Raw genomic sequence first — 14,095 nt, 5'->3', positions numbered from 1 at the left:
GCTTATGCCGTGCAAGCAAATGGGTTTGTTTGATTCAATATAAACAGACTTGAAATGAGAGAATCTTACAATATTCGAGACTCTCATTCAACATACAAAACAGTGAATTATCATTATAAATCAGTGTGTTGTAGGTTTACAGAAAAAGACAAGCCGCCGCGTTTACCTTGGTTTATCAGGAGCCCCTTTGCTAATTTTTTATATTATTCAACGCCTATAACAGAAGGTCTGAATGACAGAGAGCATCATGAACATCATCTCATGGCAGAGAGGGTTGGTGGTGTTGAAACGCGCCCCGTTAATGTGAGTGTAATTTATGGGATCAAGACATGAGGAGTTGAAATGTCATTAAAACCGTTTGCGATATCAGAGATTAGCGACCCGTCTCAAGTACGGGTCGTTTTGTATTCTGGGGGAGGTTTTGTACATGCGCCGCTTACTGGCGTTTTTGATTTATTGAAAGCCGCTTTGAAAACAGAGCTTGATGGTTCACTGAAAGATTTAGAGAAGCGCTTAGAGACCTTAAGAGAAGAGTTTGAAGATTTGAAAGAGTGTTCATTAGACGAAGTGCTCTGAATGAAGGAATAAAGCAGATGAAGATACCCGATCATGAACATGAATATTTGATACCTGTTGCAACGAAAGAGGAAATCAGAGAAGGGACTTCGCAAGACAGCGTTGTTGTTCCGAAGCTTTTAGGGACGGCCTCTTTGTATTCGTATGAAACCTTTGCGCCGTTAGAGCAGGTTGTTAATGCACGTCAAGAAGCAGAAAAAGCCATGTCGCGTGCGAATGGTGCGCAACAGGTTGCAGAAGAGGCGAAAAAAGTATCGGAAAGAGCGCTTAGCGAAGTTACCAAAACGGGTGAAGCGGTTACAGCAGTAACGACAACGGCTAATCGTGCAAAAGATACAGCGGATACAGCCAAGGGATTAGCCGAAGAAGCCAAGAGTGCCTCTGATGCCGCCAAGCAAATGGCAGAAGAGGCGAAGGCAGGATTTGATAGAGCTACAGGGGAAATAAGTAGTACGAAAGGTTCATTGGCTACGGCATTGCAAAGTTTTGTAGAGGTCAAGCAGGCAAGTGAGAACGCCGTCCATGTTTCGACAGAAGCAAAGAGATTAGCCGATGAATCGAAGTCCATTGCTGAACGTGCAGAACAAACAGCGAGAGATGCTTCCCAAACAGCAACAGAGACGACGCAAGTAGCCGCAACAGCGGTAGCGACGTATCATGAAGTTAAGACAGTAGCGACACAAGCAAGTATGAAGGCAGATGGAGCCAAACAGACAGCCGCTGATGCGAAGGATATTGCCGAAGAAGCAAAAGGTTTATCGGAACGGGCGACATCTTCTGTTAGAGAACTTACAAAAACAGCGTCTCAAGTACAAACGGCAGTAGAGAAGGCATTAACGGAGTCAAGAGAATCCAAACAGATAGCAGAGTCATCTAAGACACTCTCAGAAGAAGCCAAACAACTTGCAACAGAAGCCCAAAATGCCTCTACCAATGCGCTTACAGAAGCGAATGCAGCGAAGGATAAAGCATCTACAGCGCTTACCTTAGTCAATGATGTCAAGAATATTTCTGAAGAAGTGAAAGGTATTGCAGAAACGGCATTATCGACCGCTACCACAGCTAAACAGGCTGGTGATGAGATCGGGCAAAAAGCTTTAGAAGCGTTAACGAAGTCGAGTGAAGCTAAGAGCACAGCAGAGACGGCAGAAGAGAAAGCCGCAAGAGCGGAAAAGAAGGCGGATGATGCGACAATCACAGCTTCTGAAGCCAAGACTATGGCGCAAGAAGCCAAACAGACGTTAGAGACATCAACAGCGCAACAAGATGCCTCAGAAGCACTGTCTAAAGCCGCTGAAGCGAAGAAAGTAGCAGATCAGGCAGCAACGTTAGCCAATGAAAGTAAAACGACAGCTGTTGAGGCAAAAGGTTTAGTGGAGGAAGTAAAACAATCGGTAGCGACAGCGACAGAAACAGCAGAGAGCGTAGCTAAGGAAGCCAAAGTAGCATCAGAAAGCGCTGTTACAGTTGCGAATGCAGCGAAGAGCACAGCAGAAGAAGCCAAGAGTGCAGCAGATAGTGCAATAGCGAAAGCGGAGCAAGCCCAACAGAGCACAACAGAAGCCTCTAGAATAGCTTTGGAAGCGAAAGCGGTAGCAGAGTCTGCGGCGCGTTCAGGAGAGACGGCAGGGCAGGTGAGTGGGGAAGCGGTGAAGGGCATAGCACAAGAGGCGAAGCGTAAAGCGGAAGAAGCCGAGAAAATAGCACAAGAAGCCAAACAGACAGCAGGTTATGCCAAGCATGATGCGGAGCAAGCGCGTAGTGAGGTGGAAAATGCAAAAAGCACAGCGAATGCAGCGTGGAATAAAGCCCACAAAGCGAATGAAACAGCAGATAGTGCTAAGCTTACAGCAAGTTTAGCAGAAACGGCAGGCGAAGAAGCCAAGAAAATAGCGGAGAAAGCCAATAACTACGCGTATGAAGCAAAAGATGAAGCCGAAAAAGCCAAGGAAATAGCCAATAGTGCAAAATATGCAGCAGGAGAGGCGAAAAAGGCAGCTGAAACAGCGGGTAAAAAAGCCGCGTCTTTAGAAGCAGCCGCAGAAGAAGCACAAAAAATAGCTAAAGAAGCCAAACAGACAGCAGGTTATGCTAACCATGATGCGGAGCAAGCGCGTAGTGAGGTGGAAAAAGTAAAAAGCACAGCGAATGAAGCGTGGAGTAAAGCTTACGACGCGAATGAAGCAGCCAATAACGCTAAGACTATAGCAAGATTAGCAGAAATGGCAGGTGAAGAAGCCAAGAAAATAGCAGAGAAAGCCGATGACCGAGCGTATGAAGCCAAGAATGAAGTAGAAAAAGCCAAGGAAATAGCGAGTAATGCAAAATATATAGCAGGAGAGGCGCAGAGGGCAGCCGAAACAGCGGGTAAGAAAGCCGCGTCTTTAGAAGAAGAAGCGGAAGAGGCACAAAAAATAGCCAAGGAAGCCAAGGAGTCTGCTGGTTATGCAAGACATGATGCGACGCAAGCGCGTAGTGAGGTGGAAAATGCAAAAAGCACAGCGAATGCAGCGTGGAATAAAGCCCACAAAGCGAATGAAACAGCAGATAGTGCTAAGCTTACAGCAAGTTTAGCAGAAACGGCAGGCGAAGAAGCCAAGAAAAAAGCCGAGGCGGCAGATTCACAAGCCTATCAAGCCAAGAGCGAAGCCGAAAAAGCCAAGGAAGTAGCCGATAGAGCGAAAAGGACAGCAGAAGAAGCCAAAACAACCGCCGATACAATGAAGAAAGAGCTTAGTGGTATCAAGAGTTCTCTGGAAACAGCGACAACAGCTCATACAGTAGCTTCACAGGCAAAAGCGCTAGCGGAAGAGGTAAACAATTTACTGAAACAGTCCAATTTAACGGTTCTTTCAATTTCCACGCCGTTTCTTATTGCAACAGGGAAAAAACAACTCACATTGAAGAAAGGAACGCGTATAACCTTGGCATTAGGCAATGATACTTTGGTTGCAAGTTATACGGAAGATACAATAATAAACGTTTCTTCTATTTCGGCGGGGAAGGATTATTATGTTTATTTGGTTTCTGATGGAAGACAGTCTCATAAATTTGTTTTATCAGAAAACTCTACGTATCCAAGGAATTACACAGTGAGTAATTCGCGAAAGATAGGAGGGTTTCATACGCTTTGTGCGGATGTTGGTACGATTTCCGGTCATCCATTGTCTGGTTATAGAGCAGGGGATATTTTACCCAATTCAGTTTGGTGTCTCAATCACCGTCCGCATAGTTCACCAGAAGGTATGGTTTATGACCCCTCTACAGATCTTTGGGTTGATATTTATCTTCAATCAGGGACGGGTGAAAATACGAAATCAATGTATCGTACCAATATAACAACAAACCGTAATTATACCGAACATGTAACAGATATGGCGCGTGTTAAAAAATCTTTACTGAGTGATGAAGCGTTTGCTTCTGCTATGTATGGAAGCAATGAAAAGACACATATTGTTGGCAAGAAAGAACCAACCTCTAAGGTTTCAGGTGGATATAAGGATACGGCGAATCGTCGAATGATCTCGCATATCGGTTGTGAGGATGGTTGCGGTTATGTTTGGCAATTTTTATCGGGCACGTTTCCTATACCCATAAGCCGTACGCAAAATACGTTTGAAATGAGAGCATTGTTAGGGGGTGGTAGCTGGAGTAATACAACGGATAATGGGCGTTTTACTCGAGCCACCATGATCGTCAATGGTGGAAATGAACAAGTTGCGGCGCGTGGATGTAGCCATACGCGTCATTTTGTTTAGGAGGGGGAGATGATAGAATATCCAGAACATTTAAATAGCAAAGAAGATTATCTGAACATGCTTTCTTTTGACAAAGTTGAAACAGTAAGAAGGCTAGGGAATCTTTTAACAACACGTTTTTATTGGGTTTTTGTTAAAGAGCTTGGAGAGGGAGAAGAGGGGATTGAAGATGACACGCATAAGGTTTGTCTAACAACAACCATGCCGTTTGATTCAAATGGTGATTTTGTAGAAAAGCGTTGTCAGTATGAATTACAGGAAAGCGACTATGCGCCGCTCTTTCAACTTGGCTTTCGTGTTGAAGAAGTCGAGCAGCTGATCAAAGAGCATAGCCAATAGAGATCATAAGAAAACATTTTTATGCCGCCTCACTTTTGTGGGGCTTTTTTTATGGAGCGTCAGATGAGAAAGATATCGAAAGAAGGATTAGAGCTTATCAAACAATGGGAAGGTTTGCGTTTAGAGGCATATCGAGATACGGCATGTGTCTGGACGATTGGTTATGGTCACACCAGCAATGCGGGTCACCCCCTTGTCAAAAAAGGCATGTGTATTAGCCAAAAGCAAGCAGAAGAAATCCTTTGTGAAGACTTAAAGCAATTTGAGCAGACGGTAGAGGAATCGGTGACGGTTTCGTTAACGGATTGCCAATTCGCGGCATTGGTCTCATTTTGCTATAATGTAGGAACAGCTGCTTTTCGCAAGTCAACCTTATTGAAGAAGCTTAATCAAGGGGATTATGAAGCCGTACCCTTAGAATTACAGAAATGGAATAAGGTCGGTGGGAAGCCTCTTGCGGGTTTAGCCAACCGTCGAGCAGCAGAAGCGGGATTATGGGTAAAAGGGGCTTATGTTTCTTCGAATTATCAAAGGGTAGAAACGAAAACAGCAAGCGGTCTTTTAAAGATAGAAGCACTTGCCCCGATTATAGGGTCTTGTTCGGGGTTTGGAGGCTTGTTGGTTGGCAATGGTCCGGTGCAATGGGCTTTAGCAGGTATCATGGTTTTAGCGGCTGTAACGGGCATAGTGATTGTCGCCAAGCGGTTTGGGGAGCAACGCTTATGATTTTTTGGCTAAAGAAATATTCTCTTATGTTTACAGCGGCTTTAGCCGTTTTTTTTATGGCTTTAGCCAAGGCATTTCAGCTTGGCAAGCAAAGCGAACGGCAAAAGCAAACAGAGAATGCTTTAAAGACAGCAACAACCCGTCTTGAGGTAGAAAATGAAGTTAATCAAAAAAGTGATGCTGGTGTGCGCTCTGAACTTTCTCGTTGGGTGCGCGGCAAATAGGTCTGTTTCTTGTGGTGGCTGGTTGCCCATTTATTTGGATAATCAGGATGTTGAGGTCATCAGTTCCAACCTTGCAAGAGATATTTTGAAGCATAACAAGCAGGGAGCCCATTTATGTGGTTGGAAAGATGGCTAGAAAAAACACAAAACGATACAGAACTTATAGAAGCAGAAAAGTGATGTCACATTATACCAAACAGATTGTATTCATTATACTCTTATTAGCGCTTGATTTTTTGCATCTCATAGAGGCATTGGAAAATATTTTTACACAAAAATCAAATATCCAACTCTAAATACACTCTGGACGCGCAAAATTTTTTAGCAAATGGATTATTAATTTTGCTTGTTTTATGGATGCGACAGATAACATCCTCTCACACTTAAAAAAGCGGATAATCAAAAGCCGAATAATAGAATGCTTCACTGGTTTTCTATGATCGATGGCATAACAAATCCTGTTTAATAATATTCATAAAAGTGCTATTTCGTGATTTTGCGTTACTTAAAATAGTGTGTAGAGAGATAACGTGTACACAAGCATTTAATGTAGGCCAATAACGTCGATAATATTTTCCTTCTGGAGAAAAAATTTTAGTGAAATTATTTGTAACAAGTAATACCTTTTCGTAAGCATCATCTACTTCAGCAATGAGATAGAGATACATTTCTTTAACACCGGCGCTTTGAAGTGTTTCGGCATAATACATTAATTGAGAAACACCTGAATTTTTGTAATCTGCTGTAGGACCTTTAAACTCTATTAAGACAGCACGGTTCCCATTCTCAGAGTCAAAATACACAGCTATATCAGGTCGACTGCGTAATTTTTTATTACTTTCCTCAGAAGTCGATAAAAGCAAATTAACCTTAGTAATAAAGGACTTTATTTCCTTTTCACTTTGTAAATAGCTGTAGCTCATTAAGTTGTCATCAAGTATCCACAAATTATTCTCTTTTAATGGTAAAGATAAGGTTTTATCAGCAGTGCATTGTTGTGGAATAAATAAATTATGAATTTCTTTCTCTAAGGTATTAGGTTTTAATAATTTAGAGAGCTCATTCAAAATATCATCTCGGAATTGAATATATTGAGTTAACTCCAGACTAGCAAAATTTCGTGCTTCTTGTAAATTCTTTTTCGGTGTTCCTTTACCTTCACGAAGAATCTTTCTAAATGTCAACTTCCTTTTTGAATATTCTCTTTCTGCTTTTTCAATAAATGAATCTTCTTTTGAGAAACCACCAATTACATACTTTGTGTCTAGAAAATCTACTAAATAAGGATATTCTTCAGAAATTTTTTTGAGAAGAGCGCTCTTTTTTTCTTTAATTTCTGGAAATCTTATATTAATTGTTTCATCCAAAATACTCTCTAGTTTTTGATTAATATCATACCAAGATAGTTGCGTTTCTAAGTCAGGATTTGTTTCATTAATCTCAAACTCATTTCGTTCATCGTTAACATATTTGTCAAAAACAGGAGATTCCAATAAAAATATCATAATCATATCGTTTATTGGATTGATATTTATAAACTTTGAAAAAGGCATGACAGTACGATTATTAGCACAATAGAAAGCTTCTATTTTAGCTTTAGAGTTTACGTTCTGTTCGAAATAATAAGAAAGGGTGAAGGGAATCTTTAAAGGACCAACTTCAAAAATTTTATTTTCTAAGTAAGGTAAATCTTGCGTATTTATTGTTCTTTTCTCTAAGTTTTCTATAGCTTCTAAATTTTCTATGTCCTTTAAGTTATTTAAATCTTCTAAATTTTTTACATCATGTACATAAAAGTTAATTTGAATATTTTTTTCTTTCAGTAAAAAAAGTAAAGGAAGGAGATGATAATAAATTTCGTTACGGACTAAATTTATATCTAAATCAGTTTGTTCATGAGTTTCTTGTAAATGCAAATGTGTAGTCCACCATTTATAGTTTTCGCTATTTTCCTTTTTAAAAGAATCTTGTGTAAACTGCGGAGTGAAATTTAGTGAAATTTTAGTATGATGTTCATTTTTGCTAAAACTAACAATTTTAACTGCCTTGAATATTTTCAAGTAAGTAATACGTCCAATCCCTTTACATCCTTCTTGAATTTTATAATCACTTTTGTAGGTAGAGAAAGATTTGATATTTTCTTTTGTAAATCCATCTCCATTATCAAAAACACTTATAGAAAAAACTGGTTGATTCTTCCATAAATCCGTATTGCCATAAAGTTGAAATAAAATATCAATTTTTGTCGCATGAGCTTGTATAGAATTAACTATAGCTTCCTTAAGAACTGTAACGATATTAGTTTTTGGAGAAAGATCGCGAATTATAGCATTAAGATTGACAAGCATGAGTACACCAATATATTTTATTTATATATCTCGTTGTAATATTTAAATTTTATGATGATATTAAACGCACTGTGCCTGATGAAAATTAATAACTTCTTACCATAATAGATATTGTATATGCTTGATAATGGTTTTTGTACAGTGATCGTGGAAAATATTCTACTTGTAAAAAATAATGTACCACTTTTGTCTTTTGTCGAGATTGACAAAAGACTTGTTCTTGTGGGGATGAAGGAAAAGATAACTGAACTCTATGCTTTAAATCAGAAAGCAGCAGAACATTAAGGATTTATCAAAATTCAAAAAATTATTAGAGAAAGTCGGCAAAAAAGAATGCTCTTTGTAAAAGCAAGTTTGAAAATCCTATTCCCTAACTTTTATCCACGTACCCCGTACTTTAAAAAAGATATATAAAATCGATAGATTGTGTACAGTAAAAAGAAACATGGTACGCCCAAGGGGAATCGAACCCCTGTTTCCGCCGTGAAAGGGCGATGTCCTAACCGCTAGACGATGGGCGCAAACCAATGATGAGGCTTATAGAGAGGATCTTTTTACTTCGCAAGCCCTCTGTGTCATTTTTTTTGAAAAAAGTGTGTTTTATTGAATAATTTTTGAGCGATTTCTGTTTGGATTGTTTTTTTCAGTTTGAGGAGTAGGCAAAAATGATCAAAAACAGCATTTTTAATGTATTTATTTTTTGCATATTTTATCGTTTGTTATCTTTGCTCACCATATGAGAATATTATTTAACTTGCTTGAAAGAGCCTTTATACAGAAGACTTCTCATTTGAGCTTATCATAAAGCAAAAACTGTATAATTTATGAAGTAGAAAGACAATATTTATTACCAAATTAACAAATAATACCAATCATACAAAAGTTTTTTGAGGAGCAAGCCACAGATTCCTTTCAGTTTAACAAAATATAAAAAGATTCTTTATAATAAAAATATTAAAGCAATTTTTACAGAATATATTAAAAAATAATTTTCTTATATTTACTTTTACATGACTGTAAAATTTTTAAAATTAAAAACCATTCATTTGTTCTTTTACATATTGAGAAATTCTTGATTTGAAAATGAATTAGCGTGGATAAAGGGTAAATTGAGTTTTTTGTCACTTCAATTCGCTAGTTTTGCAAAGAGGTGGTAATAAGTTGAGATAAAATATTCGAATTTTGCAAATTTATTCTCCATATTTATAATATTTCAGAATTATGGTGTACACATATCAAGTCTTGTTTTTTACTTTAATGTAAGGTTCTATTTTGATATATGAGTGCGTTAAGATTTTTGCATTAAAGATTTATAGTTAAAGCTATGGAATGGTAGGAAGGAATGTGTTATCATTTACTGATTTACTTTATTTTATTCATTCCCTTAATTTATCATATGAAAGAATGTTTTTTGTTCCATACTTGTTGATTTAGAAGAGATGTTTTTATTCTTTCTTACCAATTCTTCAATATTCTTTAACTGGTTATTGATTATTTTTTAGAACTTTTCTTTAGGGAAACTTGCATTTATAAGTTTTACAGATTTTCATTCTGAATTAGATATTTTATAAAGATTCTGAAATCTTTGAAGACAATAAATATTATATTTTTAGGAATGTTGATTGAACAAGCGGGGATAATTCTATTAGAGAAAATGAAATGAATAGAGCAGGGTATTTCTTTTGTTTTTATGAACATAAGTACTTTTTGTGTTGATTGGCACATCATTTAAACGATTTTTCAATGAAGATAGGGATCAGTGGTTAATAATGGCAGAAGCTTTAAAAGTTGGTGTTGCGGGACTTGGTACAGTTGGTACTTCAGTTGTTCGAACTCTATGTGAAAAAGCGAATAGTTTAGCTTGTCAATGTGGGCGATTCATCAAAGTTGTTGCTGTTAGTGCGCGCGATAAAGGCCGCAATCGTGGACTTGATCTCAGTGATATAAAATGGTTTGATTCACCTGTGGAGTTGGCTGCTTCTGATGAGATTGATGTTTTTGTAGAGTTAATTGGTGGTGAATTGGATGTGGTGTATACCGCTGTTAAGAGAGCGCTTGAGGCGGGACATCATGTTGTAACAGCCAATAAAGCTCTTCTTGCTCGACATGGAGTAGAGCTGGCTATAATTGCAGAAAAAAAAGGTGTTTTTCTTCATTTTGAAGCAGCTGTTGCAGGGGGGATTCCTGTCATCAAAGCGATGAGAGAATCACTTGTTAGTAATCGCATATCGCGAATTTATGGTATTCTCAATGGAACCTGTAATTATATATTAACACGCATGTTTACGGAAGGTCTTTCATTTAAAGATTGTTTAGCAGATGCACAGAGACTTGGGTATGCTGAAGCAGATCCAGCTTTTGATATTGAGGGAAATGATACTGCTCATAAATTAGCTTTGTTGACAAGCTTGGCATTTGGAACAGCTGTTTCGTTAGATGATGTTTATGTTGAAGGAATTCATAATATTTCGCAAATTGATATTAGAGCAGCTGATGAATTGGGGTATCGGATTAAGCTTTTAGGGGTTGCATTAAAAACGGATTCTGGAATAGAGCAACGTGTTCATCCAACAATGGTACCAGCTTCCTCAATGATTGCACAGATAAATGGTGTAACCAATGCTCTTTCTATTCAAAGTGATTTATTAGGTGAATTACTGTTTTCTGGTCCTGGCGCCGGAGGAAAGGCAACAGCATCAGCCGTTATTGGTGATTTGGCTGATATAGCAAAAGCGCGTTCTGGTTTTCAGTATGCGCCTGTTTTAAGACGTCCAGCATTAGAACTTACTCCTCATAAAAAAGCACGTATTTCGCATCATGCAGGTGGTTATTTTATTCGTTTAAATGTTCATGATCGTACTGGTGTTTTTGCCGCGGTCGCAAGGCATATGGCTGATAATCACATCTCATTGGAGTCGATTGTTCAAAGATCTTTTGTAGAAGATCAAATTGAAAAAACAATTATTTTAATTACGCATGAAACAACAGAGGTGAATGTACGACAGGCACTTGCAGAAATTGAAAAAGATGGACATCTTGTTGCAAAATCTCAATTTATTCGTATTGAACCTATGGCAAAGAATTGATAACTTTCTTGATAATAAAAAAAGCACGCTTGAGTTCTTTTATCTCTTGTGGAAAATTTTCATCTTTGCCAAAAAACTTTATTCTTAGTATTTAATAAGGACTCATATTTTTCTGGTATTCATTCGGTAGGATTTTTTCATATGCCCACAACTCAGAAGATTTTAAATGGACTTGATCGTATTTTGACGCTTGAATTGGTACGTGTTACTGAACGTGCTGCTGTTGCTGCTGCACGCTGGCGCGGACGTGGCGATGAAAAGGCAGCGGATCAAGCTGCTGTAGATGCAATGCGGCAGGAACTTAATCGATTGCCTATTGATGGTACAGTGGTGATTGGTGAAGGTGAGCGGGATGAAGCGCCTATGCTTTATATTGGAGAAAAAGTAGGTTTTCAAAGTGGATTGGCGATCGATATTGCACTTGATCCACTAGAGGGTACAACACTTTGTGCTAAAAATATTGCCAATTCTTTGGCAGTAGTTGCAATTGCTGAAAAGGGTAATCTCCTTTATGCCCCTGATGTTTATATGAACAAAATTGCTATTGGTCCTGGTTATCCAAAGGGAGTAGTCGATATAGATGCTTGTCCTACCGATAATATACATGCTCTTGCGAAGGCTAAAGGAGTGACTGTTAATCAGATTGTTGTTTGTATTATGGATAGACCTCGTCATGAAAAATTGGTTAATGAAGTACGAGCGACAGGGGCGTCGATTCGCTTGATTGGGGATGGAGATGTGGCTGCTGTTATTGATACAACTGATCCAGAAGAAACAGGTATTGATATCTATATGGGGATTGGTGGAGCACCTGAAGGTGTCTTAGCTTCTGCTGCTTTGCGCTGCATTGGAGGACAGATGCAAGGTCGTTTGCTGCTAGATACAGAAGAGAAAATTGCTCGTGCAGCTAAAATGGGGATTAGTGATCCCAATAAGGTTTATACAATGGAAGAAATGGCAAAGGGTGATGTTTTGTTTTCAGCAACAGGGGTGACAGATGGCAATATGCTTTCTGGTGTTAAATTTACATCTCGTTACATTCAAACGGAAACTCTCGTAATGCGCTCCTATACGGGTACAGTCCGTAATATTAAAGCAAAGCATAGAAATCATTCGAAATTTGATTAGTGCTTTCTTTTTTGTCACTAAAAATAGAGGGAGTTTTTCTAGGAAAAACGCTTCCATGAATCTACTTTCATGGAAGCGTTTATAGATATGAGAATACCTTAAATATTATGAGATCTGGACAGAATGTACCCAGCCATTTTTATCTTCTATGTTCCCTTTTTGAATGCCAACCAATTGTGTACGAAGCTGCTTTGTAACTTCTCCAACTGTTTCATTTCCAATAATAAATTCTCCCCCTTTATATCTAAAACGACCAATTGATGTGACAACGGCAGCTGTACCACAAGCAAAGGCTTCTTTAAGGTGTCCACTCTTTGCATCTTCTTGAAGCGCTGTAAAAGAATAAGGACGCTCTTCTATTTTTAATCCCATTTGTTGAGCTAACCTTAAGATTGAATCACGGGTTATCCCTGGAAGGATAGTTCCATTAAGTGGGGGGGTTACAAGTGTATTATTGTCCATAATAAAGCAGACATTCATACCACCAAGTTCTTCAATCCATTTATGTTCAATCATATCAAGGAAGAGTACTTGGCTACAATTATTTTCAGTTGCAGTTTTTTGTGCCAGTAAGCTTGCTGCATAGTTTCCACCACATTTGGCAGCCCCTGTTCCTCTTGGACCGGCACGACTATAATCTGTTTCAATCCAGACGCTGACAGATTTTTCTTCTCCTTTGAAATAGGATTCAACTGGAGAGGCTATGACACAAAAAAGATATTCTTGAGAAGGGCGGACTCCCAAAAAGTTTTCATTGCCAAACATAAATGGACGGATATAGAGGCTAGCGTTGGGCTGATCAGAAACCCATTTTTGATCAATCTTTACTAATTGATGAACGGCATCCAGAAAAATATCTTTTGGCAATTCTGGCATAGCTAAACGTTGTGCTGATTCTATAAAGCGTTGTGCATTGGCATCAGGACGGAAGAGCAAGATGCGTCCATCTTTTGCACGATATGCTTTTAAACCCTCAAAAATTTCCTGTCCGTAATGTAAAACGGTACTTGCAGGGTTAATTTCTAAAGCTTTGTATTGAGAAATGACGGCATTGTGCCAGCCTTTGTCTTCAGTCCATTGAATAGTACACATGTGGTCTGTAAAAAATTGACCAAAACCAGGACTTTTTAAAATTTCTTCATATTTTTCTTCTGACAGAGGAGATGGGTGTTTTTCTATTTTAAAGGGAAGCGATGATATGGGAGATTTCATAAAAAACCTTTTGAGTATGTTTCATTTTTATTAATAAAAATAATGAAATATTTTGATTATAACTCTATTATTAACAAAACCTTTGTGTCAATGTTTTATTATAGAATACAAAGGGGTTTATTATAGAATTCAAAGGCTAGAGTAGGGTAGATATTTTAATTCTATCCTCGCTTCTTTTTCTCAACTTTATGAAGTAAGCTGGAACTTTTGTCTATAATTATCGTTTTCTCACAATAAGTATCTGAATAATTTCATATATGCATATTTTCTAGAAATTTAAAGGTAAGGGAATTGAGAAAAGGAATCCACTATGATTGATAAAAATTATCACACATATGAAGAACGTATGGCCGCAGAAAGAAGAGGTCGTGAACAACCTGTTTCAATCGCTAAGGGTATTTTTGCTATTCTTCTTGCGATGGTTATTATCTGGTTTATTTTTGGTTTTTTAGGATCTTTTTTTGCAAAATCTCCTGAACATAGTTCGCGTTATAATACCCCAGAAACAAGCCAAAGTGTAACAACGCCCAAAAAAGATTTAAATTCACTTCCTCCTGTACCTTATACCTATAAGGGTACGGAGTAATTTTTTCGTAAATATAATCTTTTAGATAGGGCGAAAATCGACGTAGATTAAGGAATAAAGTCAGCACAAAGACATAAAAAAGAGAGGAATGATTATAATTTCTGAAGTTTTT

At 38.1% G+C, this 14,095-nt stretch carries 12 protein-coding genes, 1 tRNA gene and 1 pseudogene; 11 read left to right on the top strand and 3 right to left on the bottom strand.

Annotated features, from left to right (window positions below):
• Nucleotides 1-135: 135 nt before the first annotated feature.
• The 7 genes and pseudogenes from ACFINE_RS05640 to ACFINE_RS05610 form a co-directional block, all read left to right on the top strand.
• Nucleotides 136-333 (top strand): annotated as a pseudogene (locus ACFINE_RS05640) (phage tail protein); the annotation flags it as partial.
• A gap of 9 nt (nucleotides 334-342) precedes the next feature.
• Nucleotides 343-576 carry a hypothetical protein gene (locus ACFINE_RS05635; RefSeq protein ID WP_375611072.1) on the top strand — a complete coding sequence of 78 codons (234 nt, stop codon included), beginning with the start codon at nucleotides 343-345 and terminating at the stop codon, nucleotides 574-576.
• Between the two features lie 17 nt (nucleotides 577-593).
• On the top strand, nucleotides 594-4,334 hold the full coding sequence (locus ACFINE_RS05630) for a hypothetical protein (RefSeq protein WP_375621336.1): 3,741 nt from the start codon (nucleotides 594-596) through the stop codon (nucleotides 4,332-4,334).
• 9 nt (nucleotides 4,335-4,343) lie between these two features.
• Nucleotides 4,344-4,673: a hypothetical protein gene (locus ACFINE_RS05625; protein WP_375621335.1), complete on the top strand. Its 330-nt coding sequence runs from the start codon at nucleotides 4,344-4,346 to the stop codon at nucleotides 4,671-4,673.
• A 63-nt stretch (nucleotides 4,674-4,736) separates the two neighbouring features.
• Nucleotides 4,737-5,399, top strand: coding sequence for a lysozyme (locus tag ACFINE_RS05620; protein ID WP_375612676.1), 663 nt, complete (start codon nucleotides 4,737-4,739; stop codon nucleotides 5,397-5,399).
• Nucleotides 5,396-5,623, top strand: coding sequence for a hypothetical protein (locus ACFINE_RS05615; protein WP_375612675.1), 228 nt, complete (start codon nucleotides 5,396-5,398; stop codon nucleotides 5,621-5,623). Before ACFINE_RS05620 ends, ACFINE_RS05615 begins: the two co-directional genes overlap by 4 nt.
• Nucleotides 5,556-5,759 (top strand): hypothetical protein, encoded by a 204-nt coding sequence (locus ACFINE_RS05610; protein ID WP_375621334.1) that lies wholly within the window; start codon nucleotides 5,556-5,558, stop codon nucleotides 5,757-5,759. The genes ACFINE_RS05615 and ACFINE_RS05610 overlap by 68 nt, the downstream gene beginning before the upstream one ends.
• Before the next feature lie 298 nt (nucleotides 5,760-6,057).
• Here the strand turns inward: ACFINE_RS05610 and ACFINE_RS05605 are convergent, their stop codons facing one another.
• Nucleotides 6,058-7,971, bottom strand: a complete 1,914-nt coding sequence (locus tag ACFINE_RS05605) for an ATP-binding protein (protein WP_375621333.1) — start codon at nucleotides 7,969-7,971, stop codon at nucleotides 6,058-6,060.
• 117 nt (nucleotides 7,972-8,088) lie between these two features.
• Between ACFINE_RS05605 and ACFINE_RS05600 the strand changes: the two genes are divergently transcribed.
• Nucleotides 8,089-8,256, top strand: coding sequence for a hypothetical protein (locus tag ACFINE_RS05600; RefSeq protein WP_375621332.1), 168 nt, complete (start codon nucleotides 8,089-8,091; stop codon nucleotides 8,254-8,256).
• Nucleotides 8,257-8,417: 161 nt separating this feature from the next.
• Here the strand turns inward: ACFINE_RS05600 and ACFINE_RS05595 are convergent.
• Nucleotides 8,418-8,492: transfer RNA gene (locus ACFINE_RS05595), tRNA-Glu, on the bottom strand.
• A 1,248-nt stretch (nucleotides 8,493-9,740) separates the two neighbouring features.
• Here ACFINE_RS05595 and ACFINE_RS05590 point away from each other — a divergent pair.
• Complete coding sequence (locus ACFINE_RS05590) at nucleotides 9,741-11,057, top strand: homoserine dehydrogenase (RefSeq protein ID WP_375621331.1); 1,317 nt, start codon at nucleotides 9,741-9,743, stop codon at nucleotides 11,055-11,057.
• Between the two features lie 141 nt (nucleotides 11,058-11,198).
• Nucleotides 11,199-12,185 carry a class II fructose-bisphosphatase gene (gene glpX, locus ACFINE_RS05585; RefSeq protein ID WP_375621330.1) on the top strand — a complete coding sequence of 329 codons (987 nt, stop codon included), beginning with the start codon at nucleotides 11,199-11,201 and terminating at the stop codon, nucleotides 12,183-12,185.
• A 105-nt stretch (nucleotides 12,186-12,290) separates the two neighbouring features.
• Here glpX and ACFINE_RS05580 read toward each other — a convergent pair whose 3' ends face one another.
• Nucleotides 12,291-13,397 (bottom strand): branched-chain amino acid aminotransferase, encoded by a 1,107-nt coding sequence (locus ACFINE_RS05580; protein ID WP_375613100.1) that lies wholly within the window; start codon nucleotides 13,395-13,397, stop codon nucleotides 12,291-12,293.
• A gap of 310 nt (nucleotides 13,398-13,707) precedes the next feature.
• Here ACFINE_RS05580 and ACFINE_RS05575 point away from each other — a divergent pair, with 310 nt between their 5' ends.
• Nucleotides 13,708-13,983: a hypothetical protein gene (locus tag ACFINE_RS05575; protein WP_375611528.1), complete on the top strand. Its 276-nt coding sequence runs from the start codon at nucleotides 13,708-13,710 to the stop codon at nucleotides 13,981-13,983.
• Nucleotides 13,984-14,095 lie beyond the last annotated feature (112 nt).

This window comes from Bartonella sp. AA97HXZ, assembly GCF_042196985.1.
GTDB lineage: Bacteria > Pseudomonadota > Alphaproteobacteria > Rhizobiales > Rhizobiaceae > Bartonella.
Note: the sequence above shows the minus strand (reverse complement) of the source record. Positions and strands in the feature narration are given on the sequence as shown.

Coding starts and splice junctions, on each gene's coding strand:
- ACFINE_RS05635 (WP_375611072.1), top strand. CDS start 343: ATGTCATTAAAACCGTTTGCGATATCAGAGATTAGCGACCCGTCTCAA.
- ACFINE_RS05630 (WP_375621336.1), top strand. CDS start 594: ATGAAGATACCCGATCATGAACATGAATATTTGATACCTGTTGCAACG.
- ACFINE_RS05625 (WP_375621335.1), top strand. CDS start 4,344: ATGATAGAATATCCAGAACATTTAAATAGCAAAGAAGATTATCTGAAC.
- ACFINE_RS05620 (WP_375612676.1), top strand. CDS start 4,737: ATGAGAAAGATATCGAAAGAAGGATTAGAGCTTATCAAACAATGGGAA.
- ACFINE_RS05615 (WP_375612675.1), top strand. CDS start 5,396: ATGATTTTTTGGCTAAAGAAATATTCTCTTATGTTTACAGCGGCTTTA.
- ACFINE_RS05610 (WP_375621334.1), top strand. CDS start 5,556: ATGAAGTTAATCAAAAAAGTGATGCTGGTGTGCGCTCTGAACTTTCTC.
- ACFINE_RS05605 (WP_375621333.1), bottom strand. CDS start 7,971: ATGCTTGTCAATCTTAATGCTATAATTCGCGATCTTTCTCCAAAAACT.
- ACFINE_RS05600 (WP_375621332.1), top strand. CDS start 8,089: ATGCTTGATAATGGTTTTTGTACAGTGATCGTGGAAAATATTCTACTT.
- ACFINE_RS05590 (WP_375621331.1), top strand. CDS start 9,741: ATGGCAGAAGCTTTAAAAGTTGGTGTTGCGGGACTTGGTACAGTTGGT.
- glpX (WP_375621330.1), top strand. CDS start 11,199: ATGCCCACAACTCAGAAGATTTTAAATGGACTTGATCGTATTTTGACG.
- ACFINE_RS05580 (WP_375613100.1), bottom strand. CDS start 13,397: ATGAAATCTCCCATATCATCGCTTCCCTTTAAAATAGAAAAACACCCA.
- ACFINE_RS05575 (WP_375611528.1), top strand. CDS start 13,708: ATGATTGATAAAAATTATCACACATATGAAGAACGTATGGCCGCAGAA.